This window comes from Acinetobacter sp. YH12132 (assembly GCF_013418645.1).
Lineage (GTDB): Bacteria > Pseudomonadota > Gammaproteobacteria > Pseudomonadales > Moraxellaceae > Acinetobacter > Acinetobacter indicus.
Genome location: NZ_VPBR01000003.1, coordinates 123,310 through 149,334 on the forward strand (window position 1 = coordinate 123,310; position 26,025 = coordinate 149,334).

The following is a 26,025-nucleotide window of genomic DNA, read 5'->3' on the forward strand; positions in this document are numbered from 1 at the left end:
TTTATTAAATAATTAAAATTCAACAACTTAATAAAATTTTATCTAAACTTAAGCTGTAATATGACATTAATTTCAGCTCAAATATGACAAAACCTCCTGCCAAATACAGTAAAAATCACCCAAAATCCCGCGTAAAAGCACCACTATAAACTTTCGGCCAATCCGCTTCTAAAACGCCCACAATGCCGTCATTTTATCTTATAATTTAGCCCGCTAGCTATCAGCCCGCTCAAGAGAATTTTGATATGACAACTATTATCAAGCAAGATGACTTGATCACATCGGTTAAAGATGCGCTTCAGTTCATTTCTTACTATCACCCACAAGATTTCATCCAAGCGATGAGCCGTGCGTATGACCGTGAAGAAAACAAAGCTGCAAAAGATGCGATTGCACAAATCTTAATTAACTCTCGTATGTGTGCAGAGGGTCACCGCCCAATCTGTCAAGATACCGGTATCGTCAACGTATTCGTTGAAGTGGGCATGGATGTTAAATTTGATTTAACAATGAGCTTAGACGACGCGATTAACGAAGGTGTGCGTCAAGGTTATTTAGAAAACTCGAACGTCCTGCGTGCATCTGTACTTGCTGACCCTGCATTTGGTCGTAAGAACACCAAAGACAACACCCCTGCGGTGATTTACCACAAACTGGTTCCAGGCAATAAAGTCGATATTACTGTTGCAGCCAAAGGTGGCGGTTCAGAAAACAAATCTAAACTAGCAATGCTTAACCCATCTGACTCTATCGTAGACTGGGTACTGAAAACTGTTCCAACCATGGGTGCAGGCTGGTGTCCACCAGGTATGCTCGGTATCGGAATCGGTGGTACTGCCGAAAAAGCCATGATGCTGGCCAAAGAAGCACTCATGGAAGAGATCAACATGGACGAACTGCTTCGTCGTGGTCCACAAAATAAACTTGAAGAACTTCGTATTGAAATCTTCGAAAAAGTAAACGCACTCGGTATTGGTGCACAAGGTCTGGGCGGTTTAACCACTGTACTTGACATCAAGATTAAAGACTACCCTTGCCACGCTGCGGGCAAACCAGTCGGTATGATTCCGAACTGTGCTGCAACACGTCACGCACACTTCACTTTAGATGGTTCAGGCGTTGCCCATATTCAGGCACCACGTCTTGAAGATTATCCTGAAGTTACTTGGGACTCATCTTCGTCTAAACGTGTTGACCTCGACAACATCACCCAAGAAGAAATGAACTCTTGGCAACCAGGCGATACACTGCTGCTAAACGGTACCATCTATACCGGCCGTGATGCTGCACACAAACGTATGGTTGACATGCTCAACAACGGTGAAGAATTACCGGTTGATTTAAAAGGCAAGTTCATCTACTACGTAGGTCCTGTTGATCCAGTGGGTGATGAAGTGGTTGGCCCTGCAGGTCCGACAACAGCGACTCGTATGGACAAGTTCACTCGTCAGGTGTTAGAAGCGACTGGTCTTTATGGCATGATTGGTAAAGCAGACCGTGGTCCTGCTGCCATTGAGGCGATTAAAGACAACAAAGCAACTTACCTGATGGCTGTCGGTGGTGCTGCGTACCTGGTATCTAAAGCAATCCGCGAAGCTGAAGTAGTTGCTTTTGAAGACTTGGGTATGGAAGCGATCTACAAGTTTGTAGTAAAAGACATGCCTGTATCTGTCGCAGTTGACGTAAACGGTACTTCTGTACACGCGACTGCACCAAAAATCTGGCAAGCTAAAATTGGCAAGATTCCAGTGGTTGATGCCGCTGCTGGCTAATGAATGCTGTTGAAGCGATTAAAAAAGCACCCAAATCTGGGTGCTTTTTTTTATTTCTCGATTCAAGCATTTTTACCAGGTGCGTGGGTCCCACAATTTAAATGGCTTAGTCAACTGCACATCGCTGGCCGGGTCATAATCGGCATGTTTGATTTTTTGTGCCTTAGAGCGAATTTTACCGGTGCTCTGGTCTTCAGCCACAAAATTATAACTGTGCGATTTCAATTGAGTAAAAGCAATTTCATTGAGGCCTACCGTTTCCGGCATCATGATTAAGGGACCAGAAATCGTGCGGCGGGTACTGCTATTTTCTTCATCATATTTAATAAAATAGGACTTGCCTGCTTCAACGGAAAAATCCAGATACTTCGGCTTTTGGAAATGCTGCACACCTAAAGGACGGCTGGTAGATAAACGATAATCCCCGGCAGGCAATTCAATCCAGTAATAATGATTATGCAGCAGGCTTGGAATGCGTTCGCTATTGATAAATAGGCTGGAGGCTACAATTTCCTGACGGTTCCAGCGTGAATCCGGACGATATAAATACACCACGGCGGCCTGATCATGCTGCGGCTGAATGGCTTGAAAGCGCTGGCCTAATTTCTGATTGACCCAACCGCCAATGGTAAACATGCCAAAGCGGTACTGTTCCAGCAAACTCGGCTTTTCGTTCTGATCAATAGCTTTTAACGTAGAGATGGGCGGCAGTTGCGCCTCGGTTGACGACTTCCCATGACAGCCAGCCAATGCGACAGCCAGAAATACGATTGATATAGCACGCATGAACATCCCTCATTCCTTCGTTTTTATTTTTACACTTAACACTTTTTCAATATTTTTATTGGGTTTGGCATCCAGGCCCTGATGCAGAGATTAGCACTCTGTCTTATTTTTTCAAATAAAAAACGTGCGAAAACCGTTGATTTCCGCACGTTTCTGACGAATAGCGTCTTAAGCCGTTTTTGAATTCACGACTTTTAAATCGGCTTTCGGCTGTTCTACCGCAGCTTCTTTACTTTGACGTTCCGGTTTTAATTCTGGCTTGGCCTGACCATTAATCACTGCCTCCGTGATAATAACCGTGCCTACATCACTACGACTTGGCAAGTCATACATGATTTCAAGCAAGGCATTTTCCAGAATTGAACGCAGACCACGCGCACCTGTATTACGCTCCAAGGCTTTTTTCGCCACTGCACGTAATGCGGCATCATCAAAGATCAGGTCGACATTTTCCATCTCGAACAGATATTCGTATTGACGCGTCAAGGCATTCTTCGGCTCGGTAAGAATCTGCATTAATGCATCTTCATCCAGCTCATCCAGCGTTGCAATAACTGGCAAACGGCCAATAAATTCCGGAATTAAACCGAATTTCACCAAATCTGTTGCTTCAACCTGACGGAACAGTTCAGACAGTTTTTTGCTTTCATCCTTGTTACGTACTTCAGCGGTAAAGCCAATACCACCTTTTTCCTGACGTTGCTGCACAATTTTCTCTAGACCCGAGAATGCACCACCACAGATAAACAGGATGTTTGAAGTATCAATCTGGATAAATTCCTGCTGCGGATGCTTGCGGCCACCCTGCGGCGGAATAGACGCCACTGTGCCTTCAATCATTTTCAGCAAGGCCTGCTGCACACCTTCACCCGATACATCACGGGTAATCGACGGGTTTTCAGACTTACGGGTAATCTTGTCGATTTCATCGATATAGATAATGCCTTTTTGCGCCTTTTCGACATCGTAATCGGCTTTTTGCAGCAGCTTCTGCACGATGTTTTCAACATCTTCACCCACATAACCGGCTTCGGTTAAGGTGGTGGCATCGGCCATGGCAAACGGAACATCCAGCAAACGCGCTAAAGTCTGTGCCAATAAGGTTTTACCCGAACCGGTTGGACCCACCAGCAGGATATTACTTTTGGCAATTTCGACTGCATCATTGGTTTTTTGACCGTTATGCGTCACTTTCAGACGTTTATAGTGGTTGTAAACTGCCACCGATAAGGTCTTTTTCGCCAGGTCCTGACCAATCACATATTGATCCAGTGCAGCGCGAATTTCATGCGGTTTTGGCAACGGACGGGCGGCCCAGTCACTCGACTCAACTTGTTGACTGGTCTGAACCAGATCCAGGCATACGTCCACACATTCATTACAGATATATGCGTCCTCGCCTGCAATCAGCTTCCCGACTTCAGACTGCGTTTTACCGCAAAATGAACAATGTTTTTGTCCTTGAGGATGTTCGGACATATTCTCTCCAATTTAAATCTTTAAAACTTATGGACGCTTAGATAACACTTCGTCCACTAAACCGTATTCTTTGGCCTGCTGTGCAGTCATAAAGTTATCACGGTCGGTATCTTTGGCCACTTTTTCATAGTCCTGGCCACTGTGCTCTGCCATCAAACGGTTCAAGCGCTCTTTAATGAACAGGATTTCACGCGCATGAATTTCAATATCAGAAGCCTGACCACGGAAACCGCCTAAAGGCTGGTGAATCATGACCCGGGCATTTTCCAGGCAGTAACGTTTGCCTTTGGCACCGGCATTCAGCAGGAATGCACCCATGGACGCTGCCTGACCCATACAGTAAGTCACCACATCTGGCTTGATAAACTGCATGGTGTCATAAATCGCCATACCGGCTGTGACTGAGCCACCTGGCGAGTTAATGTATAAATGAATATCCTTATCTGGGTTCTCTGCTTCTAAAAACAACATTTGCGCCACAATCAAGTTGGCCATGTTGTCTTCAACCTCACCCGTTAAAAAAATCACCCGTTCACGCAAAAGACGTGAATAAATATCAAAAGAACGCTCACCACGAGATGATTGCTCAACGACTACTGGAACCAATGCGTTATCAATTGATGGAACATACATACGTTTATTTATTCCTAAATTCTTGTGAGTTCACCCATGATCACAATATGAGGGATAATCATCTAAATTGCAAAATATTCACCCACAATTCATGGATATTTTTTGCATAAGCTTTGTAAACTTTAAAACCATCCAAGTTTTTATATTATATAAAAAAGGCGCCTTAGGCGCCTTTTTTACTTCAGCTGAAATTAGCCTTGTTGACGAGCTTGTTGCTCTTTCAATAAGTCTTCGTAGCTGACTTGTTTGTCAGTCACTTTTGCAGCCGCAAGAATGTGATCAACCACTTGGTCTTCTAACACAACTGCTTCAATTTGAGCACGTTGCTGTTTGTCATTTTTGAAGTATTCAATTACTTCATTTGGATCTTCATAAGAAGATGCCATGTCTTCGATGTAAGCATCAACACGTGCAGCATCCACTTCAAGTTTCGCGTCTGCTAAAACTTTGCTCACCAATACGCCAAGTTTTACAGATTTTTCAGCTTGTTCTTTGAACAGTTCGTCTGGAAGCATGCTTGAGTCAAATGCTTTCGCACCTTGCGCACCAAACTGCTGCGTGAACTGTTGGATCATTTGTTGACGTTGACGGTCAATTTCTTGCTTAACCATAGATTCTGGAACTTCGATTTCGTTCGCAGCAACCAGTGCATCAAACGTTGCACCTTTCACCTGGTTACGAAGACCGTTTTTCACTTCACGTTCCATGTTTTTACGAACGTCAGCTTTTAACTTTTCAACGCCTTCTTCTTCAGTTAAACCAAAGATTTTTAAGAATTCAGCATCAACTTCTGGAAGTTTTTGTTTTTCAACCAGTTTTACATTGATTTTGAACTGAGCTGCTTTACCTGCCAGCTGTTCAGCTTGGTAGTCTTCCGGGAAAGTTACATCAATAACTTTCTCTTCGCCTTTTTTCATGCCCACGATGCCATCTTCAAAGCCCGGGATCATACGGCCAGAACCTAATACCAGTTTGAAGTCTTCAGCAGAACCACCTTCAAATTTCTCGCCATCTACTGTGCCTTCGAAATCAAAAGTTACTTGCATGTCTTTTTTCGCCATGCCTTTGGTTTCAGCCCAAGTTGCGCGCTGCTTTTGCAGGTTTTCGATCATTTGATCTACATCTTTGTCGCTAACTTCAGATGCTTTACGCTCAACTTCCAGACCTTCGAATTTCACTTCAACTTCTGGATAAACTTCAACAGTCGCTTCATATACTAAAGCGTCGTCTTTCATTTCAGTTTTTTCAATGTTTGGCATACCAACAGCATTGATTTTTTCTTGTTGGATTGCTTCAAATACGGTGTCACGAATGATGTCGTTTACAACTTCTTGATAGATACCCGCGCCATATTCACGACGTACAACGTTTACAGGCACTTTACCTGGACGGAAGCCGTTAATCTTCGCAGTTTTAGCTGTGCGTTTTAAGCGAGCTTCGAACTGCTCGTTAATACGGCTCGTCGGTACAGATACATTTAAACGACGGGCAACGCCCGAAACCGCTTCAGAAGTTACTTGCATGGCTTCCTCGATATTTAGTAATAACAGTTTTTAAAAAAGTGCCATATTATATGACAACATTTAAAGATATACAAAATAACAAGCGATCAGAACAATTTTTCGGCTTAAATTCTTCATATTCCCTTCGCTATTTTTATCTATTGTCTAATATTTGTTGCAAATGATAAGTACTATCATTAATATTCAATGGTTTTTAACTCATATTTTTAACTATTCTTCTTATATCCCAATACTGGAATTCGGTTATGCGCACCTTTAACCTTCGCCCGCTTTCGCTCGCGATTCTTGGAATTTCTGCTAGTTCCGCATTTGCAAATACAACCACTGAAACAACAGCTGACCCGACACATCAATTATCCACGATTGTGGTTTCTGCGGCAGGTTTTGAACAAGATATTAAAAATGCACCTGCTTCTATTAGCGTGGTCACAAAAGAAGATATTGAAAAGAAAAATGCCACCAGTATTGCTGATTTGTTAGCAGATGTTCCGGGTATCGACGTGCGTAATGGCGTTGGTAAAACGGGTGGATTAAATGTCAGCATGCGTGGTATGGGAGCTGATGACACTCTTATTTTAATTGATGGTCGTCGTCAAACAACATCTACTGATGTAACTCCTAACGGTTTTGGTGAAACATCAACAGGATTTATGCCACCACTTTCAGCAATTGAACGTATTGAGGTCATCCGTGGCCCAATGTCTACCCTGTATGGTTCAGATGCCATGGGTGGTGTGATTAATATTATTACTAAAAAAGTATCAGATGAATGGAATGGCAACGTGACTGTCAGCGGTAATGTCATGGAGCATGGTAAAGAAGCTGACTCATGGAAAACAAGTTTTTTACTCAATGGTCCATTAATCACTGACAAACTCGGATTACAGTTACGTGGCTCTTATTTAGATCGACAACGTTCTGAACGTGTAGTTGAAGGCTCAACAAGTCGTGATCCTCGTCCAAATAAAGCGGATAATTACGATCTAGGTGGAAAACTTTCATTTGTCATGAATGATCAGAATTCATTCTGGCTTGATACTTTCCATTCTAGCCAAACTTATAGTAATGAAGGCAATCGCTTAGGTAATGAAGATTGGACGACCACAACGAAACTTTCTGATGGCTCTGTAGTTTCTTCAGCGGATGGTTATAAAGATGAATTAGAGTTCAATCGTACTCAACTCGCAATTGGTCATGATGGTGATTACGATTTTGGTACATGGAAAACATATATCAGTCACTCATCGACTGAGACTAAAGGACGTTCACTACCAACTGGTGCATTCACAGAATCTGAAATTCTTAACAATGATCCATTAATTGCAAGCCCAAGAAAATTAAAAAATACCGATATCATTGCCGATAGCCATCTAGTTTCAACTATTGGTAATCACAAAGTAACTGTTGGAACACAATATAAAGAACAAATCATTGAAGATAATATTGCTCAGCATATTACCGGTAAAAATGAGTTTGATAGCAAATCTTGGGCACTTTATGCCGAGGATGAATGGCGTATTCTTGACAACCTCGGTTTTACTTTAGGTGGTCGCTATGAAGATCACTCTGGTTTTGGCGGACACTTCAGCCCACGCGCTTACTTAGTTTGGAATACTAATGATATTCTGACAGTTAAAGGTGGTGTCAGCACAGGTTATAAAGTGCCATCAGCTAAAGCTTTGGAAGATAATCTAATCAACCTTAGTCGACAAGGAAAGAGCTTTACTTTTGGTAATCCAGATTTAAAACCTGAAGAATCGACTAACTATGAACTTGGTTTTAACCTTCAACCAAATGACCAAATTACATTTACAACAACCGCTTTCTATAATGAAATCGAAAATGCTATTGTAAGTGTAGGTGCTCAGGACCATCCTCTTTGTACAACTGGAAAAACCTGTTCAAAGAATATTAATGCTAATGAAGCTGAAGTCTATGGTGTAGAAACCACTCTACAATATAGCATTATTCCTGAATGGGACCTTAAAGCTGCTTATACTTATACAAAGAGTAAGATTACTGATAGTAATAACCCTGAAACTGAAAGCAATTACTACAACAATAATCCACGTAATGCATTTAACCTAACTTCGACATGGCATATTAACCCGAACTTTGATTTATGGTTACAACACGAATATAAATCAAGTCGCGTTCGCTCAACTGATTCTTTTGAATCATTAGATGCGGAAGGCCAAGCCATTTACCAAGCTTCAGGCAACAAATTAGCTGGTTATAATTTGTTTAATTTAGGGGCGACTTACACAGTAAATGACCAACTGCGCTTCAATATGGCGGTAAATAACCTTCTAGATAAAGACTTTACAGAATACACAACTGTGGAGTATTTAGATGGCACTAATAATGAAACGACTCAAAGTTACAGATATTTATCTGGTTTAGAGGGAACTTATCTCCCAGGCCGCAACTACTGGTTATCCATCTCTTATGACTTCTAATCTGGATTTCACATAAGAACCCAAAACCCTGCCCCGGCAGGGTTTTTAATTCTTAAAACCGATCAAATTAAATCAAAAATACGATTATTCAAATATTCTTATTGATTTATTTCATTAAATGGCTCTAATCCATAATTATTTTCTTAATTGTTTAGTTTGTTTTAACCAATTTTCATATTGTTACTGAGAATTATTATCACTAAAATTCGCATTACTTGTTAAACACATACAATAAGTCCATCATTACTCTGCATTTGAACTGCGCACTCAAATCATTGTGGTAAGGGAATTTTGTCATTCATATCAGGAAATACACCACCATGGCACAGATTAAGAGCCGAAAACATCAACGCACTGCATCATTCGTTGCCCTTGCAGCCACCCTGCCGCTCATGGCACATGCAACCACAGCAACCGAAGAAGTCACCCAGCTTCCTGAAATCACGGTGAAATCTCAGGCTGAAAATAAATATAAAACCAATCAGCTCAGCTCCGCGAAACAGACCCAGCCACTGGTCGATACCCCACAAACAGTTTCTGTTATTAATCAAACCTTATTAAAAGAACAAGGCGCGACGTCACTGGTCGAAGCGCTACGCAATACCCCGGGCATTACCTTACAAATGGGTGAGAACGGCAATACCAGCGCTGGTGATACCTTCCAGATGCGTGGTTTCTCTACCCAAACCTCTACCTATGTCGATGGCATCCGTGATTTGGGCGCAGTCAGCCGCGATGTATTTAACCTGGAACAGGTTGAAGTCGTGAAAGGCCCGGCCGGTGCCGAAGCCGGTCGTGGTTCGGCATCCGGTTATATCAACCTGGTCAGCAAACTGCCACATCTGCAAAACAGTAGCGAAGTCTCTGCCAGCTACAATACCGCAGAAAATGCCCGCCTCTCGGCCGATATCAACCAAGCCATCAATGACAATACCGCTTTTCGTCTCAATGTCATGGGACAAGAAGGCGGCGTGCAAGGCCGTGATGTGCTCGAAAACAACAGTTATGCCATTGCCCCATCTGTTGCCTTTGGCCTGAATACTCCGACCCGCCTGTATTTATATTCACAACACGTCCGTCAGCGTAATATTCCAGATGGCGGTATTCCAACCATTGGTATGGAAGGCTTCTGGAATGCCAATCCGGATATTGCCCAAGCTGGCAAGGTTAATCGTGAAAACTATTATGGCCATGTAGATGATTACGAAGATGTCGATGCCGACATGTTCACCGCGAAAATTGAAAGTGATCTGGCAGATAATCTAAAACTGACTAATATCACCCGTTTGGGTCAAACCCAGATGAACCGAGTCCTGACCGGGATTAACACCATTTCTGCACATGATTCGACCAATCCAGCCGACTGGACTATCAGCCGTTCACGTCAGGGGGTTGATCAGGAAAATAAAATTCTGGCCAACCAGACCACTTTAAATTTGAACCTGAAAACCGGTGCTATTGAACATGATGTGGTAGCTGGCCTGGAATTTTTAAAAGAGCAGCAATACACCCGCAATCTGGCCACCCAAATGCCGGATGAACCAACAGCATCCACCACTGAAGCCAACCTGTATAACCCAAACCCCAATGATCCGATGGCCGACCTGATCTATAACGGTGCTTATAGCGATGGTGAAACCCAGACGGCTGCGGCTTATCTGTTTGATACCTTAAAGTTTGGCGAACGCTTCCAGTTAAACGGTGGAGTACGGGTAGATTATTACGAAACTGACTATCAAGGCCTGTCCTTACCTCGCGGCACAAATGCCCTTGTAGCTTCAGATATCAGTGCACATGACACCCTGCTGAGCTGGAAACTTGGCGGTCTGTACAAACCAACTGCTTACAGCAGCGTTTATGCTTCTTATGGCAAATCCTTAACCCCACCGGGCAGCGCCAACTTTGTAATGTCTGAGTCGGGCATTAACAGCGCAGCGGCAGAACCACAAGAAACCCATCATTATGAACTGGGTAGCAAATGGGATCTGCTTGATGGCCGTCTAGCCCTGAATGCCGCAGTCTATCGCACGGAAAATGAAAACCAGTTTACCCAGGATGCGATTACACAGGAATCCATCCAGGAAGGCAAAACCATCGTCGATGGGGTTGAGCTGAGTGCAGTCGGCCAGATTACCGATGCCTGGAATATTTCTGCCGGTGTGGCGCATATGAAAACCAAACAGGAAGATCAGCAAAGTTTCCGTGACAATGTCATGACCCGTACCGATAGCGTGCGCTGGTCACCGGAATGGACCGCCTCATTATGGACCACCTATGACATTGCCGGCTTTAAACTGGGTCTGGGTGCACGTTATATCGATGAGCAAAAACGTGTCGTCACCGACAGCACTGCTCCAGCCAATATGCCAAGCATTCCAAGCTATGTGGTATTTGATGCCATGGCCGGTTATCAGTTCAATGAAAATGCCTCACTGAACCTGAATGTCTATAACCTGGCAGATGAAGAATACATCAGCACCTTGAACAACGGCGGTTCGCGTATGACGCTTGGTCAGGAGCGCAGTGCCAGCCTGACCTTTAACTATAAGTTCTAAGTTTTATTTTGTTCTGTTGAAGCAGCATTTATCTGAAATGCTGCTTCATTTTTTATTTGGCTTTATGATGACAGACAGCGCTCTGTCTGAAGGATGATTCAAGTCTCATGATGCTGCATGTTCCTCAAGTTCTCAGTAAAGCGGCCGTGGCTGACATCCGTCAGCAGCTCGACCAGCACACCGCCTGGATTGATGGCCAGCACAGTGCCGGGCCACAGGCCAAGAAAAGCAAACACAATCTGCAATTTGACCCGCAGCATCCGGTGTATCCAGCGGTGGCTGAACAGATTGAACAGGCACTGAGACAGCATCCGCTGGTACAATCTGCGACCTTAGCCAAACATATTCTACGGCCGATGTTTAACTGCTATCAGCAGCAAGGGACGTATGGCAATCATGTCGACAGCGCCGTGCATTATTCGGCTGCACATCAGCAGCTGATTCGTACTGATGTTTCCATGACCTTATTTTTGTCTGAACCGGAAGAATATCAGGGCGGTGAACTGGTGATTGAAGACACTTACGGGGCTCATGAAGTCAAGCTGGATGCCGGTGATGTGATTCTCTATCCCGCCACCAGCCTGCACCGGGTAGAACCGGTTACTGCCGGCCGGCGCATTGCCGCCTTTACCTGGGCACAAAGCATGATTCGCGATGACTGGCAGCGCAGCATGCTGTTTAATTTGGATATGACCATCGGCCAACTACGCCAGCAACTTGGCGATAATGAACAAGTGCTGCAACTGACCGCGCATTATCATAATCTGCTACGTCAATGGGGCGAACTATGATGCCTGCCCAGCCACTGCCGCCGCTTACTCAGATTCCCGCTTATCTGCAAACTATTGCCGACTATGAAGCTCAGGCCAGCAAACATTTAACGCCGGCCACCTGGCACTATTTACAAGGCGGCGCCATGGATGAGCGCAGCCTGCAACAGAATCTGGACCAGTTTCAGCAGCTGCAACTGCTGCCCAGAATGCTGCGTGACCTAAGCCAAGGCCATACCCGCTGCGAACTGTTCGGGCAGGAATTTCCCCATCCAATTTTTCTAGCCCCGGTTGGCCATCAGCAACTGTTTCATCCACAGGGTGAACTAGCCACTGCCCTCGCAGCAGAAGCGGTGGGCAGTAATCTGGTCCTGAGTCATTTAAGTACTACCGATCTGCGTGAAGTTGCGCCAACAACCTCTCTTAAATGGTTTCAGCTGTATTGGCAAGGCAATCGCGAACAATCGCTGGCACTGGTGCAACTGGCAGAGCAACAACAGTTTAAAGCCATTGTGGTGACCGTCGATTCACCGCATAGCGGCGTTCGTGACCGTGAACGTCGGGCCGGTTTTCAAGTGCCGGCGCATCTGCCTCATCCGCATCTATCTTCCTTTACATCCCCCATCCTCAGGCCAGAGCAACATCCCCTGTTTGATGGTCTGATGCAACAGGCACCGACCTGGGAAGATATCGCCTGGCTGGTACAGCAAACGTCTTTACCGGTGCTGCTCAAAGGCATTGTGCATCCTGAAGATGCTCAACTGGCATTGCAATACGGTGTACAGGGACTGGTCATTTCCAATCATGGTGGCCGGGTGCTAGATGACTGCATTAGCCCACTGACAGCTCTACAGATGATACGCGCACAACTGCCGGCAAATTTTCCCTTAGTGCTGGATGGTGGCATCCGCCGCGGCTCCGATATTTTTAAGGCGCTGGCCTTGGGCGCATCCGCCGTGCTGATTGGCCGGCCGTATATTTATGGTCTGGCAGTAGCCGGTGCGTTAGGTGTGGCGCATGTGATTAAAATTTTGCGGGAAGAACTGGAAGTGACCATGGCTTTAATGGGAACGGCGCGCCTGCAAGAGATCAATAGTCGCTATATTTTTCACAAAAACCAGATCCAGTGAAATTTTTTATCTCCACAACCTTTAATGATGCAAATTAAGAGAATAATTTCCACTTCAGTTGGCTTATATTTATCTTAGGAATTTGCAAGACCGCGAACGGTACCAGCCAGGTAGCAACTCTTTCTGAAAATGTGGACTGATCCTAATATTTTCCGGAAATACGCTTGTAAATTGATACCATAGATACCATCTATATAAGTAGTACGTTGCTTTTCTATAAGCTTAAGCAACCCATGCTTCACAAGGAGTTACCTCATGATGTTGGCTGATCCAAGTAAAAAATATCGTCGCATGTATCAACGTGTTGACTTGCCAGACCGTCAATGGCCGAACAACGAAATTACAAAAGCGCCTATCTGGATGAGCACCGACCTGCGTGATGGTAACCAGGCAATTTTCGAACCAATGAGCATTGAACAGAAGTTCAAAATGTTCCAGATGTTGGTGAAAATTGGCTTTAAGCATATTGAAATTGGCTTCCCGTCTGCTTCACAAATTGACTTCGATTTCACCCGTAAATTGATTGAAGAAAACCACATTCCAGATGATGTGTATATCGAGGTTTTGGTTCAGGCACGTGACCATTTGATTCAGCGTACCTTTGAAGCATTGGAAGGTGCAAAACGCGCGATTGTACATATCTATAACTCCAACTCGCCAACCTTCCGTCAAAAAGTCTTGAATGTTGATGTCGCGGGTGCCAAACAGTTGGCCATTAACGCTGCTGAAAAAGTGAAAGAATACGCAGCGCAATATCCAGAAACGGACTGGATTTTCCAGTACAGCCCGGAATGTTTCACCGCAACCGAATTGGAAGTGGCTAAAGATGTCTGTGACGCCGTGACTGAAATCTGGGAAGCTTCTCCTGAAAACAAAGTCATCTTAAACTTGCCTGCGACTGTAGAAGTTTCGACTCCAAACGTATATGCCGACCAGGTCGAGTGGATGCACCGTAACATCAAACGTCGTGACGGGGTGATCATCTCTGTTCACTGTCATAACGACCGTGGCTGTGGTATTGCTGCCTCTGAATTGGCAATTATGGCCGGTGCTGACCGTGTTGAAGGTTGTGTGTTTGGTAACGGCGAGCGTACCGGTAACGTTGACGTGGCAGCAATTGCCTTGAACATGTACTCCCAGGGCGTGGCACCAGAATTGGATTTCTCTAACATCAACGAAATTATTGCGACCGTAGAAGAATGTACCGGTTTACCTGTGCATCCACGTCATCCATATGCCGGTGATTTGGTGTTCACGGCGTTCTCGGGTTCACACCAGGATGCGATTAAAAAAGGCTTTGAATACCAGAAAAACGAAGAAATCTGGGATATGCCTTACTTGCCAATCGATCCGAAAGACTTGGGCCGTGACTATGATGCCGTGATTCGGGTGAACTCGCAGTCAGGTAAAGGCGGGATTGCTTACTTGTTAGAATCGAACTACAACGTGGTGTTGCCGCGTCGTGTACAAATCGAGTTCTCACAAGTGGTGCAGCAAGTGACCGATGAAGAAGGCACTGAAATTTCAGCACAGCAAATCTGGTCATTGTTCCAGCAAACCTATGTCGATGCCAAAGATTCACATTATTCTGCCAAGAGCTATAAATTGTCTGATGACAATGGCAAACAGGTAATTGAACTTGAAGTGGTGGTGAATGGCTCGACACAGCAGTTGCGCGGTGAAGGTAACGGTCCGATCTCGGCCATTTTGGATGCCTTGCAGTTACCAATTGATGTCTTGAACTATGAAGAACGCGGCATCAGCTCGGGTGCCAATGCCAAAGCCTTGGCCTTGGTTGAGTTGCAGGTGAAAGGTACCGGTAAATCTGCCTTTGGTGCCGGGGTGCATGACAACATTGTGACTTCATCCATTGAAGCCATTATTGCCAGCACTAACCGTCTGATTGATCAGGGCGTATTAAGCAAAGAACAATTGGTTGCTGCTGCCGTTTAAGCACATAAAGTACTTTAGAAAGGATACCCCAAGTGGTATCCTTTTTATTTATTCATTCTAAAGATTCTAAGGCGAATTATTCCTGTGTCTTTCCCTGCTAACTCTGTGGGTGTCGTAACGCCACAACAGTTTCAATTTGAAGAGCCGTTAGAGCTGGAATGTGGTCGCATTCTGCCACGTTTTGAACTGATGGTTGAAACTTACGGAAGCTTGAATGCCGACAAATCCAATGCCATTTTAATCTGCCATGCCCTGTCCGGGCATCATCATGCGGCGGGCTATCATCATGAAGATGATAAAAAGTCTGGCTGGTGGGACAGCTGTATTGGTCCGGGCAAAGCCATTGATACCTCTAAATTCTTTGTGGTGGCACTGAACAATATTGGTGGCTGTCATGGTTCGACCGGTCCAACCTCACCCAACCCGGAAAATGAAAACCGCCCTTATGGTCCGGATTTCCCGCTGGTGACGGTGCGTGACTGGGTCAAAACCCAGGCCATGCTATCAGACCGCTTAGGCATTCAAAAATGGTATGCAGTGATTGGCGGTTCTTTGGGGGGCATGCAGGCTCTACAATGGTCGGTTGATTATCCGGACCGTCTGGAAAAATGTGTGATTATTGCCAGTGCGCCAAAACTGTCGGCACAAAATATTGCCTTTAACGAAGTCGCGCGTCAGTCGATTCTTTCTGATCCTGATTTTCATCATGGCCGTTATCTGGAACATGACAGCTATCCAAAACGTGGCCTGATTCTGGCGCGGATGGTCGGACACATCACCTATCTGTCTGAAGAAGCCATGAAGCAGAAATTTGGCCGTGACCTGAAACTGGGCAAATTCATGTACGGTTTCGATGTCGAGTTTCAGGTGGAAAGCTATTTGCGCTATCAAGGTGAACAGTTCAGCCGTAACTTTGATGCCAACACCTATTTAATTATGACCAAGGCGCTAGATTATTTTGATCCGTCGCGTGAATACGAACAGTCGCTGGTACAGGCTATGGCCCATACCCAATGTCAGTTCCTGGTGATTTCATTTACCACCGACTGGCGTTTCTCGCCTTCGCGTTCGCAGGAAATTGTCGATGCGCTGATTAGCAACCATAAACCAGTCAGCTATTTAGATATTGATGCGGAACAGGGCCATGACTCCTTCCTGTTCCCGATTCCGTTATATGTCAAATCTTTAAGAGCATTTTTGGGAGGTGCTGAACACCTCAAGGCCACCCCGCAGGAGGCTGTGTAATGCGTATTGATCAGCAACTTGCCGAAAAGTGGATTAAACCCGGTTCCCGCGTTTTAGACCTTGGTTGTGGTGATGGTGAACTGCTGGCCCACATGAGTAAAAAGCACAATATTCGTGCTTACGGCCTGGAAATTGACCAAGAAAAGATTGCAATTGCCGTCAGTCGGGGGTTAAATATCATCCAACAAGACTTAAACCTCGGTTTAAGCCGCTTTGCCGACCAGTCTTTTGACTATGTGGTCATGGCACAAGCCTTGCAAGCTGTAGATGCACCTGACGTATTATTGCGTGATATGGTGCGTGTCGGAAAACAGGCGATTATTACCTTTCCGAACTTTGCCCACTGGAGGACCCGTTCTTTCCTGGCACTGAAAGGAAAAATGCCGGTTTCAGAAGCTTTGCCGTATATGTGGTACAACACCCCGAACATCCACCTCTGTACTTTCCGTGATTTCGAAGCACTCTGTGCTGAAAACAATATCCGTATTATTAATCGACTCGCTGTGAATGGGGATCAACAAGTTAGTTTACTCAGTAAACATATCCCGAATCTGTTTGGTGAAGTCGCAATTTATCGAGTGAGCGCTCTATGAAAAAATTATTATTAAGCACGACGCTACTGGTTGGACTTTTTAGCCTGCAGGCGCATGCAGATTACGTGGCGCCAGGCAGCTCGGTGTCGAGCCAGGCCGCCCAGTATTCGGTGATGGACATTCAGGGTCTGATTAAAGCCGCCAAAGCCGGTCAGGCCGGTGCGCAGTTCTATCTAGCAACCAAATATCTGCATGGCCAAGATGTCGCTAAAGATGAACGTCAGGCTTTTGCCTGGTATAAAGCCGCTGCCGATCAGGGACTGTCTTCAGCCCAATTGAACGTGGGTCGTATGCTGGCTGATGGCATTGGCACCAAAAAAGATGAAGTCCTGGCCCGTCAGTATTTTGAAAAAGCGGCCAGCCGCGGTGATAACCGTGCCAGCTTTAACCTGGCGATGATGGAAGAGAAAAAGAAAAACTATATGGGCGCTTATCAGTGGTATGAGCTGTCTACCCGTGATGGCATGCTCGACAATAAAGTGATTTCTTTATCTGAAGGCAAAAAAACGGCCTTGGCCGCCAACCTGACCCAAGAACAGATTCGTCAGGCACGTGACCGTGCCGACAAATGGATTCAGGCACAATAAGCCAGGTTCAAAAACACTAGCACCTTCGGGTGCTTTTTTCATGCCTGCTGTCTAGCGGTTTTCGGTTAAACTAGCCGGCATATTTTCAATCATGAGTAATTCGAGATGACTGCACCTGCTTGGCTCTCTCAAGGCACCCTGGTTCTGGCCAGCAATAACAAAGGCAAAATTGCGGAATTTGAAAAACTATTTGCAGAACTGAATTTACCGGTTGATGTCATCCCGCAAGGCCAGCTCAATATTGAAGATGCCATTGAAGATGGTCTGAGCTTTGTTGAAAATGCGATTATTAAAGCGCGTCATGCCTCTAAAATTTCTGGCAAGCCTGCGATTGCTGATGATTCCGGGATTTGCGTACCGGCACTGGGCGGCGCACCGGGAATTTACTCTGCCCGTTATGCTGGCGCACATGGCAATGATGCCGCCAATAATGAAAAACTGCTGGCAGACTTACAGCCTTTACGCAAAGATGGAACAGCGATTGAAGGCATGTTTGTTTGTGTGCTGGCCCTGGTGCAGCATGCCGAAGATCCTTTACCACAAATTTTCCAGGGCATCTGGCAAGGTGAAATTCTGGATGCTCCACGTGGTGAAAATGGTTTTGGTTATGATCCACTGTTCTGGTTACCGGAGCTGGGTATTTCCAGCGCCGAGATGAGCAAGGAAGAAAAAAATAAGATCAGCCATCGAGGTCAGGCGATGCAGCTGTTTAAAGCGAGTTTGGAGAAGTAACATCCTTTTAAAACTCCTCCCTTTGAAAAAGGGAGGCTGGGAGAGATTCTTCTATACATCTTTCTTCTGACGCTAAAATATTGCTCATTTCTACAAAGGGTTTCCGTAAATCCCCCTCTTTAATAAAGAGGGACTTTCAAAAACTTTTATACCCTCTCTCTAACTCTCTCCCAAAGGGAGAGAGAACTTTTTGATTTATAAACCCGGCACCACCGCATGCACCACCACGCCATATACGCCAATCAAAATCGCACTGGCAATCGTTCCTGAGGCAATATATTTGGCAGAATCACCGGTGCCCTGATAATGGGTTTCTAGTGCCACAATATTGGCAGCCGGTGGCAGCAGGAAAAACATCAGCATGACGGCATAAATCAAGGTCTGCTGCGGAATGGGTAAACACCAGTACGCCACAGCACATAGCAACAAGGCCAGCGGAATACGTGCGACCAGTAAACCCAGGCTACGCTTTAAGTCAGCCCAGCCAATCCGAACTTTACTCAGCCACATCCCCAGCACGCACATGCCGGCAAAGGTCACCAGTACTTTATTGCTTTGGTAAATCACTTGTACCCAGGTCTGATGTTCAAACTGGCTCACATCCCAAAAAGATAGAATACCCGCCAGACTCAGGGCAATCACCGGCGGTGAAAGCAGCACATTTTTAACAATAAACTTTAATTCTTGCCGGGTTTGGCTCACCGCCATCACCGCACAAACATTGCCAAATAAGGATCCGCCAATATACAGCGCCACAATAATACTGCTGGCCGCAGGTCCAAACAGGGCCAAGGCAAAGGGAAAACCCAGCCAGGCCCCATTTAAATAACTGAAGCACAGTGCGATCAGTTTATCTTTTTGCAAGACATAAAAGACTGCAAAGAAAAGGATGGAACTGATCAGACTAAAACCAATCAGCCACAAGCTGCCGTCCTGATAAAACACCATGTTGTAGATAATCAGTAACGGAATAAACAGCCGGGCCAGTAACATCGCCAGCACCGGACGCAACGGCTTTAAATACGCGACCCCGAAGTATCCAATCAGAAATGAAATTAGCGGAAGCAGCAGCGCCATGCGGGTACACAGGAAGGCAGAAAAGTGGTGATTATCCTAACATAATTGATGGCACAACATGCTTTTAGCCCATCTGCTGTCTTTGAATCGCAATATTCCTGTCACCTCGCTGTCATCTAGACCTGTTGAGATATGTCTTGAATTAAAAAGAGGTAAATATTATGGCTGGTTTATCCATCTGGCACGTTCTGATTTTTGCAATCGTGGTGATTCTTCTGTTTGGTACATCTAAACTGAAAAACCTGGGTAAAGATGTGGGCGGTGCGGTTAAAGACTTTAAAAAATCAATTAAAGATGATGAAACCACCACTGCGGCCCTAAACGAGCCACGGACCATTGAACATCAAGCGACATCATCTGATGTTAACACGACTGTAAAACAATAATTTTTCAGGTAATTTTGTTATGCTCAATATTGGAATGACGGAACTGCTGTTTTTCGGCATCATTGCATTATTGGTGCTGGGTCCAGAAAAGCTGCCTGAAGCTGCACGTTTTGTTGGAAAGTGGTACGGCAAAATTAAACGTACCATCAGCAATGTGCAAAATGATATTGATCGGGAACTTCGACTTTCTGAACTGCGTGAACAGATGCAACAGGAAATGGCACGTATTCAGGAACTTGAGCAAAAAATGCAGTCTCAGATGCATGAGCTAAAACAACAAAAAATATTCGCGGAAGAACAACCGAACCAGACCGCTGCAACGGATAATAAAAATTTGCCGACGCGTTATACCTTTATTGCCCCGCAACCTTCGCTGTTGCTGCGTCCTCAGCATCAACCGCTAACCGCGACTGAAGCTATCCCTCCGACCACATCACAATTTACCGATTATAAGGTGGCTGTATGAGTCAAAGTTCTCCTTCTCAATTGCCAGCGGCGACAGTGGGCGAGCAAGCTGCTTTAGAAGAAATGCCGATCACCAAACATCTGGTGATTCTGCGCAAGCATCTATTTAAAATTGTGGGTTTGGTTATTGCACTGTTTTTCTGCTTATTGCCTTTTGCCAATCGCACCTATCAGATTTTATCTGAGCCGCTGCGTGCGCAGTTGCCGACCTCATCGACCATGATTGCTACCGATGTCACGGCCACCTTTATGGCACCGTTTAAGCTAAATTTTTTTGTGGCATTGATGATTGCGATGCCGTTTATTATTTATCAGCTGTGGGCTTTCGTAAAACCGGCCTTATATGAAAAAGAGAAAAGTCTGGCGCTGCCATTGCTCATAAGCAGTATTGCCCTGTTCTATATTGGGATTTCATTTGCTTACTTTATTGCACTGCCGTCAATTCTGCACTTTTTCATCAGTGTGTCACCGGAAACAGTTGCCCCGATGACGGATATTAATAGCTATCTGACTTTTTGTGTGAAACTGTTTTTGGTGTTCGGGTTTACCTTTGAAATTCCGATTATTACCCTATTGCTGATTTTAATTGGTGTGGTTAGTACCCAGCAGCTGGTCGAAAAACGTCGCTTTATTATTGTTGGCTGTTTCTTTGTTTCGATGTTTGTGACCCCACCGGATGCGCTGTCGATGATTATGCTGGCCATTCCAATGTGGATGTTATTCGAATTGGGCTTATTTGCAGGCAAGCTCATTGAGAAGCGTCGGCTGACTGCAGAATAAGTTTGTACAAACCCGATTAAAAAAGAGCAGCTCCGGCTGCTCTTTTTTATTTTAGTAAACCATTGTTCTTATTTAACTTTTTTGAAATATTTTCTTCAAGGTACTGTCATATTCAGCGGGTAGTTTATTTCTAGCTTTTAAGCAGCAACCAAGCCATTAAAGAAAAGCTAGGACTTTTAAATGAACAACGATGAAATGATTCCGTGTCAGGATCTGACCGAAGATAGTAACACTTCAAATAATACGCATTTTCAAACGATTCTTGATCAACATATGAATCGTCGTGGTTTTATTGCAAAAACTACAAGTGGGGCAATGGCATTAGCATTTGCAGCAAGCGTGAGCGGCTGTTCAGATGATGATAATGATTCTGCTAATCCAGGTGAAAATCCAACCACTCCTCCAGACACAACCTCTCCTGATCAACATGAGTGGAGCGATCTGAACGCCCGCCCGAATAAATTAACCTTTGAACCTGTGAGAAAAAATACAGCGAACTTCTTCAGTGTTCCTGCAGGTTACCAGCTAAAAGTGTTATATGCAGTAGGCGATCCAATTAACCCTACTTATCCAGAAAAAACCGATGCTGAACTACCATCAGGTGCATCTTATCAATTCCGTGCCGGCGATAACCATGATGGTATGAGCTTCTTCGGTATGCATCCAACCAACAAAAACTATGCTGCCAAAGAATCAAAACAAGGCTTGCTGGTATTAAACCATGAGTATCTGCAGCAATCTCAGTTACATACCCCTGTGGGCACGATTTCAGTAGATGGCATCCGCCCTGAAGATCAGGTTTTACGTGAAGTAAATGCTCACGGTGTATCTGTTGTTGAAATTAGCAAAGATGAAAATACCCAAGACGTTAAAATTAATTTAAATTCTGAATTTAACCGTCGTATTACTGCCGCAACTGAAATGGAAATCCGTGGTCCAGCGCGCGGTTCTGATCTGGTTAAAACCCGATTCTCTCAAGACGGTACTTTAACACGTGGTACATTTGCAAACTGCGGTAACGGTTATACACCTTGGGGGACATATCTGACTGCAGAAGAAAACTGGAGCGGTTATTTCGCTCGTCAAGCCAATGACACACGTGCCATTGCAAAAGAAGAAATTGCCTTATCACGTTATGGTCGTGGTGGTGCTAATGCCCGTTCTTCGCAATATTTATGGAATACTCCAGTTGCCGAGTTAACTGGTGACAAAGATCTGTATGATCGTTGGGATATTTCAGTTAAAGGTGAAAACGCGCTAGCAGACTACCGTAATGTCATGAACACTTGTGGCTTTATTGTTGAAATTGACCCGTTTAGCGCAACTGAACGTCCAGTAAAACGTACTGCACTCGGCCGTTTTGCACATGAAGATTGTCGTTGTAGTAACCCGATCCCTGGTCAGCCATTAGCGTTCTATATGGGTGATGATGCGACAGGTGAATATATCTATAAGTTCGTATCAGATGCAGTGTGGGACCCTAAAGATGTAAACGGCGGCTATGCTGCTGGCGACAAATATATGAATAACGGTACATTATATGTTGCCAAGTTCAATGATGATGGTACCGGTGAATGGTTAGAACTGTCGCATAACCAGAATGGCCTCACCTCTGCGAATGCAATCTATCCTTTCTCCGGTCAGGATGATGTCGTTGTTCATGCCCGTCTTGCTGCAGACCACGTTGGTGCAACCAAAATGGACCGCCCAGAATGGGTTGCAGTGAACCCTGAAAATGGCGAAGTTTATGTCACCTTAACCAATAACAGCAGCCGTGGTCGTTCGTATCCAACTGATGCCGCTAACCCACGTAGCTATATTGACTTCAAGGGCACAAGCGCAAGTAGTTCCGGAAACATGAATGGCCATATTATTCGCTTCCGTGAAGAAGGCGACACGGTAGCCGCTACAGCATTTAAATGGGATATCTTCTTATTTGGTGCTGAAGCACGCGCTGAGTCAAACATCAACCTGTCTGGTCTAGACGATATGAACGACTTCTCTAGCCCGGATGGTATGTGGTTTGACCCACGTGGTATCCTTTGGATTCAAACCGATGATGGTCAATATACAGATGAAACCAACTGTATGATGCTTGCAGCACTTCCAGGTTCAGTCGGTGATGGCGGTACCGCGATTGCAGCAAGTACTAAAGCAGGTGGTCAAGAAACAATTGTGGGTGCACAGCTTTCTAATGACCGTGTCCGCCGCTTCCTGGTTGGTCCATCTGGCTGTGAAATTACCGGGGTAACCATTACACCTGACTATAAAGCGATCTTTGTCAATGTTCAGCATCCAGGTGGTGCTTGGCCAGCGAACCAAAGTACCCGCTACAGCGCGTTAGGTAAAGTTCCTCGTTCAGCTACTGTGGTCATCACCCGTAAAGACGGTGGTCCGATTGCAGGTGAGGCACTAGAGCAAGCATAAAACGCTTTCTCTTAAGCATGCTTAAACTTAAAAATACCGGCTTGATGCCGGTATTTTTTATTTCTGTAGTGGAATATTCAGCTCCACGATCTGCCCAGCGGTTTCACCCTGCTGGCTTTTCTCTAACCAGTGCCATTGCTGAGCATTTAATCTTAAAATATTGGAACAGCGTGTACCATACGCCGGACTCTGAATAAAGGTCGACGACAATAACTCTTCCAGCTCGACAGAAATGCCGGTTTCTGGCAATAAATCTGCAATCACCTTGCGTTCATCTTCCAAAATATCCCAGGCAGCATGCTGCAGATCTGCTTCTGGCAACTGGGCTTGCTGTAACATCGGTAAAAATTCTTGGGTAAAGCGTTTACGCAAATGGCCGGTTTTTTCCCAATGCTCGCCCATTAAGCCATTGGACACCACATATACCCCTTTGGCCAGCACTTGCGGCGCCTCCCCTCGGTTGCTCATATACACCGCCTGTTCCCGGTCGCCGACAAATAAATTAAAGCCGGCATAATCGCACTGGCGCGGCTCCAAGGCTTGCGCAAAGCGAATTGGACTTAATTCAGATTCCAGAAAATCCTGAATCAGATGCCCGCGTGAAGTCGGATAATTGTGCTGATCCTGTCCATTACGAAAATTGGTAACAATGGCCCAGCGGCCGCTGGCGGTCACGCCCATCCAGGTGCCACCCGACTGCAAGTCCTGTCCGGCATAAATCGGGCTATTTTCCCAGGCATGCAACGCCGCAGTTGGACGCTGATAAAACTCATCACGGTTTGAAATTAAACATAAAGGCAGCTCATCCAGAACCTGCCAGGCAAAGGCCACAATACACATAATTTCCTGCTCGCTATCTTTACACATTGAATGTACAACATTTTTCATCTTATTCAGCTAAAATCTGTGCAAAACAGAATGACAAGGAACAGGAATGCTGACCTATCCAAATATTGATCCGGTGGCGATATCGCTGGGTCCCTTACAAGTCCACTGGTATGGACTGATGTATTTACTGGCCTTTTTATTTGCCTGGGGTCTGGCCACTTATCGCGCCAAGCAGCGTGGCTGGACACCGGACATGGTTTCGGACCTGATCTTTTACGGTGCGCTGGGTGTGGTCATTGGCGGCCGCGTCGGTTATGTGTTCTTTTATGGCTTTGAGCAGTTTCTGGCCAACCCGGTGTGGCTGTTTCAGGTCTGGACCGGAGGCATGAGTTTCCACGGTGGTTTCCTGGGGGTCATGCTGGCCATGCTGTTCTGGTGTAAAAAATACCAGATGACCTGGTTCCAAACCCTGGACTTTATTGCACCTTGTGTCCCGACCGGGCTGATGTTTGGACGCATCGGCAACTTTATTGGTGGCGAGTTATATGGCCGTCCGGTCACTGATCCAAACTTTGCACTGGGCATGATTTTCCCGACCGATCCACTACAGCTGGTACGTCATCCATCACAGTTGTATCAGGCGCTGTTTGAAGGGCTGCTGTTATTTATTCTGCTGTGGTGGTTCAGTTCCAAACCGCGTCCACGTATGGCGGTTTCGGCACTGTTCCTGATTGGTTATGGTCTGGCGCGTTTTGTGGTGGAATTCTTCCGCGAACCGGACAATGGTCAGCTATTTATTGCCTGGATGAGTAAAGGCCAATTCCTGAGTCTGCCAATGATTCTGGTCGGTCTCTGGATGATGTGGTACGCCTACCAGAAAAAAATCTATGACTGGGGCCCACAGAAAAATAGTTAAACCGGAGCGAGGCATTGGCCTCGCTTTTTTTATACCATTTTTGCTAAAGTGCATGCACCCTTGCACAATTCATCTGGTGGGCTATGCTCGAATTCTGGTTTAATCCCAACGTATCCGTACTGCAAAAACTCATGCTGTTTATTCTGATTGCAGTGGTCACCGGCGTTTTATACTGGATGCAACCGCTGGCCTATGATGCCATCCTGATGTTTATGGGCACCGGAATTATTTTTCTGATTTGCCGTTACTGCAAAATTCATTTTGCGGCACAACGTCCCACCGGTTTACTGTATCGCCTGCTGACCTGGATTCCGATTGCCCTGCTGTTGGCACTAATTTTCATGAATATGCAACAGGGTGAAATTTTATTACCGGGCGCACAAGGACTTGGCTTTATGGCTCTGGCAATTTGTCTGTTCTCGCCACTGTCATTGCTGCATCAACATCAGGATCAGGCATAAATGCTCAGTTTCTGGTATTCCGCGCGTTGTCATCGTCAGCTCAAACTGATGATCTGTATTGGTACCTGTCTGCTGATTTATCTGGCCTCGACGCAGGCACAGCTGCCACCGTTTTGGGTCATCCTCAGTCTGATTCTGGGCATGGGCTTACATCTGCTGTATCAATGGAGCAATCGTCGTTCCTGGCCAGAACATCAGCGCAGACTGATGTACGGGGGATTGAATCTGGCACCGCTGCTCCTGCTGGCCGTATTGCTGCTGTTTCTACCGAAAATGCAACTTTGGGCCATGGCCTTGCAAGCACTCGGCTTTATCTTGGTAGGACTGTTTATGGTGTCGATCTACCAGCAACGTGCCAAACGGTTTGACTCCTAAGCTTTATTTTCCTGTCCAATTTTTTGCATTTTAATAACCTGTGTAGCAGTTGCTGCACAGAAAACCGGGCTGAATTTACACTGCATACATGCC

The 26,025-nt window shown here is 45.4% G+C and carries 23 protein-coding genes; 17 read left to right on the top strand and 6 right to left on the bottom strand.

Annotation, left to right across the window (positions count from 1 at the left end; genetic code table 11):
• The first annotated feature begins 245 nt into the window (after positions 1–245).
• A complete protein-coding gene (locus FTU67_RS04470) occupies positions 246–1,772 on the top strand; it encodes a fumarate hydratase (protein ID WP_005180157.1) in 1,527 nt (508 codons plus the stop codon).
• A 72-nt stretch (positions 1,773–1,844) separates the two neighbouring features.
• Here the strand turns inward: FTU67_RS04470 and FTU67_RS04475 are convergent, their stop codons facing one another.
• From FTU67_RS04475 to tig, 4 genes are all read right to left on the bottom strand, one after another.
• Entirely contained in the window at positions 1,845–2,558 is a 714-nt protein-coding gene (locus FTU67_RS04475) for a DUF2846 domain-containing protein (RefSeq protein WP_180061461.1), read from the bottom strand.
• Between the two features lie 168 nt (positions 2,559–2,726).
• Positions 2,727–4,037 (bottom strand): ATP-dependent protease ATP-binding subunit ClpX, encoded by a 1,311-nt coding sequence (gene clpX, locus FTU67_RS04480; RefSeq protein WP_075174636.1) that lies wholly within the window; start codon positions 4,035–4,037, stop codon positions 2,727–2,729.
• 27 nt (positions 4,038–4,064) lie between these two features.
• Positions 4,065–4,670, bottom strand: coding sequence for an ATP-dependent Clp endopeptidase proteolytic subunit ClpP (clpP, locus tag FTU67_RS04485; protein WP_005180162.1), 606 nt, complete (start codon positions 4,668–4,670; stop codon positions 4,065–4,067).
• A gap of 191 nt (positions 4,671–4,861) precedes the next feature.
• A complete protein-coding gene (tig, locus tag FTU67_RS04490; protein WP_075167430.1) occupies positions 4,862–6,193 on the bottom strand; it encodes a trigger factor in 1,332 nt (443 codons plus the stop codon).
• 245 nt (positions 6,194–6,438) lie between these two features.
• Between tig and FTU67_RS04495 the strand changes: the two genes are divergently transcribed.
• The 9 genes from FTU67_RS04495 to rdgB all read left to right on the top strand — a co-directional run bounded on the left by FTU67_RS04495 (position 6,439) and on the right by rdgB (position 18,217).
• On the top strand, positions 6,439–8,652 hold the full coding sequence (locus FTU67_RS04495) for a TonB-dependent receptor domain-containing protein (protein WP_180061462.1): 2,214 nt from the start codon (positions 6,439–6,441) through the stop codon (positions 8,650–8,652).
• Positions 8,653–8,972: 320 nt separating this feature from the next.
• A complete protein-coding gene (locus FTU67_RS04500; protein ID WP_180061463.1) occupies positions 8,973–11,207 on the top strand; it encodes a catecholate siderophore receptor Fiu in 2,235 nt (744 codons plus the stop codon).
• 107 nt (positions 11,208–11,314) lie between these two features.
• A complete protein-coding gene (locus FTU67_RS04505) occupies positions 11,315–11,998 on the top strand; it encodes a Fe2+-dependent dioxygenase (RefSeq protein WP_104471600.1) in 684 nt (227 codons plus the stop codon).
• Positions 11,995–13,107 carry an alpha-hydroxy acid oxidase gene (locus tag FTU67_RS04510; RefSeq protein WP_373684865.1) on the top strand — a complete coding sequence of 371 codons (1,113 nt, stop codon included), beginning with the start codon at positions 11,995–11,997 and terminating at the stop codon, positions 13,105–13,107. The genes FTU67_RS04505 and FTU67_RS04510 overlap by 4 nt, the downstream gene beginning before the upstream one ends.
• A 255-nt stretch (positions 13,108–13,362) precedes the next feature.
• Positions 13,363–15,060, top strand: a complete 1,698-nt coding sequence (gene leuA, locus FTU67_RS04515) for a 2-isopropylmalate synthase (RefSeq protein WP_180061464.1) — start codon at positions 13,363–13,365, stop codon at positions 15,058–15,060.
• A gap of 84 nt (positions 15,061–15,144) precedes the next feature.
• Positions 15,145–16,305, top strand: a complete 1,161-nt coding sequence (locus FTU67_RS04520) for a homoserine O-acetyltransferase (protein WP_005180176.1) — start codon at positions 15,145–15,147, stop codon at positions 16,303–16,305.
• Complete coding sequence (metW, locus tag FTU67_RS04525; protein ID WP_005180178.1) at positions 16,305–16,898, top strand: methionine biosynthesis protein MetW; 594 nt, start codon at positions 16,305–16,307, stop codon at positions 16,896–16,898. Before FTU67_RS04520 ends, metW begins: the two co-directional genes overlap by 1 nt.
• Positions 16,895–17,485 carry a tetratricopeptide repeat protein gene (locus FTU67_RS04530; RefSeq protein WP_005180179.1) on the top strand — a complete coding sequence of 197 codons (591 nt, stop codon included), beginning with the start codon at positions 16,895–16,897 and terminating at the stop codon, positions 17,483–17,485. The genes metW and FTU67_RS04530 overlap by 4 nt, the downstream gene beginning before the upstream one ends.
• 105 nt (positions 17,486–17,590) lie before the next feature.
• Positions 17,591–18,217 (top strand): RdgB/HAM1 family non-canonical purine NTP pyrophosphatase, encoded by a 627-nt coding sequence (gene rdgB, locus FTU67_RS04535; protein ID WP_016658557.1) that lies wholly within the window; start codon positions 17,591–17,593, stop codon positions 18,215–18,217.
• Positions 18,218–18,412: 195 nt separating this feature from the next.
• Here the strand turns inward: rdgB and FTU67_RS04540 are convergent, their stop codons facing one another.
• Entirely contained in the window at positions 18,413–19,294 is an 882-nt protein-coding gene (locus tag FTU67_RS04540) for a permease (RefSeq protein ID WP_180061465.1), read from the bottom strand.
• A 161-nt stretch (positions 19,295–19,455) separates the two neighbouring features.
• Here FTU67_RS04540 and tatA point away from each other — a divergent pair, with 161 nt between their 5' ends.
• The 4 genes from tatA (at position 19,456) to FTU67_RS04560 (ending at position 23,352) form a co-directional block, all read left to right on the top strand.
• Positions 19,456–19,680, top strand: a complete 225-nt coding sequence (tatA, locus tag FTU67_RS04545; RefSeq protein WP_005180185.1) for a Sec-independent protein translocase subunit TatA — start codon at positions 19,456–19,458, stop codon at positions 19,678–19,680.
• Positions 19,681–19,699: 19 nt separating this feature from the next.
• The gene (tatB, locus tag FTU67_RS04550; protein ID WP_016658555.1) at positions 19,700–20,146 is read left to right on the top strand and encodes a Sec-independent protein translocase protein TatB; all 447 of its coding nucleotides are present in this window, start codon (positions 19,700–19,702) and stop codon (positions 20,144–20,146) included.
• Entirely contained in the window at positions 20,143–20,925 is a 783-nt protein-coding gene (gene tatC, locus FTU67_RS04555) for a twin-arginine translocase subunit TatC (RefSeq protein ID WP_180061466.1), read from the top strand. Before tatB ends, tatC begins: the two co-directional genes overlap by 4 nt.
• A 180-nt stretch (positions 20,926–21,105) precedes the next feature.
• Positions 21,106–23,352: a PhoX family phosphatase gene (locus tag FTU67_RS04560; RefSeq protein ID WP_180061467.1), complete on the top strand. Its 2,247-nt coding sequence runs from the start codon at positions 21,106–21,108 to the stop codon at positions 23,350–23,352.
• Positions 23,353–23,409: 57 nt separating this feature from the next.
• Here FTU67_RS04560 and FTU67_RS04565 read toward each other — a convergent pair whose 3' ends face one another.
• Positions 23,410–24,192: an NRDE family protein gene (locus FTU67_RS04565; RefSeq protein ID WP_104989342.1), complete on the bottom strand. Its 783-nt coding sequence runs from the start codon at positions 24,190–24,192 to the stop codon at positions 23,410–23,412.
• Between the two features lie 94 nt (positions 24,193–24,286).
• Between FTU67_RS04565 and lgt the strand changes: the two genes are divergently transcribed.
• The 3 genes from lgt (at position 24,287) to FTU67_RS04580 (ending at position 25,932) form a co-directional block, all read left to right on the top strand.
• The gene (lgt, locus tag FTU67_RS04570) at positions 24,287–25,096 is read left to right on the top strand and encodes a prolipoprotein diacylglyceryl transferase (RefSeq protein WP_016658551.1); all 810 of its coding nucleotides are present in this window, start codon (positions 24,287–24,289) and stop codon (positions 25,094–25,096) included.
• Between the two features lie 83 nt (positions 25,097–25,179).
• Complete coding sequence (locus FTU67_RS04575; RefSeq protein WP_016658550.1) at positions 25,180–25,557, top strand: hypothetical protein; 378 nt, start codon at positions 25,180–25,182, stop codon at positions 25,555–25,557.
• A complete protein-coding gene (locus tag FTU67_RS04580) occupies positions 25,558–25,932 on the top strand; it encodes a hypothetical protein (protein ID WP_005180197.1) in 375 nt (124 codons plus the stop codon).
• Positions 25,933–26,025 lie beyond the last annotated feature (93 nt).

Excerpts from the sequence above, each read along its gene's own strand:
- FTU67_RS04470 (WP_005180157.1), top strand. The coding sequence starts at position 246 with ATGACAACTATTATCAAGCAAGATGACTTGATCACATCGGTTAAAGAT.
- FTU67_RS04475 (WP_180061461.1), bottom strand. The coding sequence starts at position 2,558 with ATGCGTGCTATATCAATCGTATTTCTGGCTGTCGCATTGGCTGGCTGT.
- clpX (WP_075174636.1), bottom strand. The coding sequence starts at position 4,037 with ATGTCCGAACATCCTCAAGGACAAAAACATTGTTCATTTTGCGGTAAA.
- clpP (WP_005180162.1), bottom strand. The coding sequence starts at position 4,670 with ATGTATGTTCCATCAATTGATAACGCATTGGTTCCAGTAGTCGTTGAG.
- tig (WP_075167430.1), bottom strand. The coding sequence starts at position 6,193 with ATGCAAGTAACTTCTGAAGCGGTTTCGGGCGTTGCCCGTCGTTTAAAT.
- FTU67_RS04495 (WP_180061462.1), top strand. The coding sequence starts at position 6,439 with ATGCGCACCTTTAACCTTCGCCCGCTTTCGCTCGCGATTCTTGGAATT.
- FTU67_RS04500 (WP_180061463.1), top strand. The coding sequence starts at position 8,973 with ATGGCACAGATTAAGAGCCGAAAACATCAACGCACTGCATCATTCGTT.
- FTU67_RS04505 (WP_104471600.1), top strand. The coding sequence starts at position 11,315 with ATGATGCTGCATGTTCCTCAAGTTCTCAGTAAAGCGGCCGTGGCTGAC.
- FTU67_RS04510 (WP_373684865.1), top strand. The coding sequence starts at position 11,995 with ATGATGCCTGCCCAGCCACTGCCGCCGCTTACTCAGATTCCCGCTTAT.
- leuA (WP_180061464.1), top strand. The coding sequence starts at position 13,363 with ATGATGTTGGCTGATCCAAGTAAAAAATATCGTCGCATGTATCAACGT.
- metW (WP_005180178.1), top strand. The coding sequence starts at position 16,305 with ATGCGTATTGATCAGCAACTTGCCGAAAAGTGGATTAAACCCGGTTCC.
- FTU67_RS04530 (WP_005180179.1), top strand. The coding sequence starts at position 16,895 with ATGAAAAAATTATTATTAAGCACGACGCTACTGGTTGGACTTTTTAGC.
- rdgB (WP_016658557.1), top strand. The coding sequence starts at position 17,591 with ATGACTGCACCTGCTTGGCTCTCTCAAGGCACCCTGGTTCTGGCCAGC.
- FTU67_RS04540 (WP_180061465.1), bottom strand. The coding sequence starts at position 19,294 with ATGGCGCTGCTGCTTCCGCTAATTTCATTTCTGATTGGATACTTCGGG.
- tatA (WP_005180185.1), top strand. The coding sequence starts at position 19,456 with ATGGCTGGTTTATCCATCTGGCACGTTCTGATTTTTGCAATCGTGGTG.
- tatB (WP_016658555.1), top strand. The coding sequence starts at position 19,700 with ATGCTCAATATTGGAATGACGGAACTGCTGTTTTTCGGCATCATTGCA.
- tatC (WP_180061466.1), top strand. The coding sequence starts at position 20,143 with ATGAGTCAAAGTTCTCCTTCTCAATTGCCAGCGGCGACAGTGGGCGAG.
- FTU67_RS04560 (WP_180061467.1), top strand. The coding sequence starts at position 21,106 with ATGAACAACGATGAAATGATTCCGTGTCAGGATCTGACCGAAGATAGT.
- FTU67_RS04565 (WP_104989342.1), bottom strand. The coding sequence starts at position 24,192 with ATGTGTATTGTGGCCTTTGCCTGGCAGGTTCTGGATGAGCTGCCTTTA.
- lgt (WP_016658551.1), top strand. The coding sequence starts at position 24,287 with ATGCTGACCTATCCAAATATTGATCCGGTGGCGATATCGCTGGGTCCC.
- FTU67_RS04575 (WP_016658550.1), top strand. The coding sequence starts at position 25,180 with ATGCTCGAATTCTGGTTTAATCCCAACGTATCCGTACTGCAAAAACTC.
- FTU67_RS04580 (WP_005180197.1), top strand. The coding sequence starts at position 25,558 with ATGCTCAGTTTCTGGTATTCCGCGCGTTGTCATCGTCAGCTCAAACTG.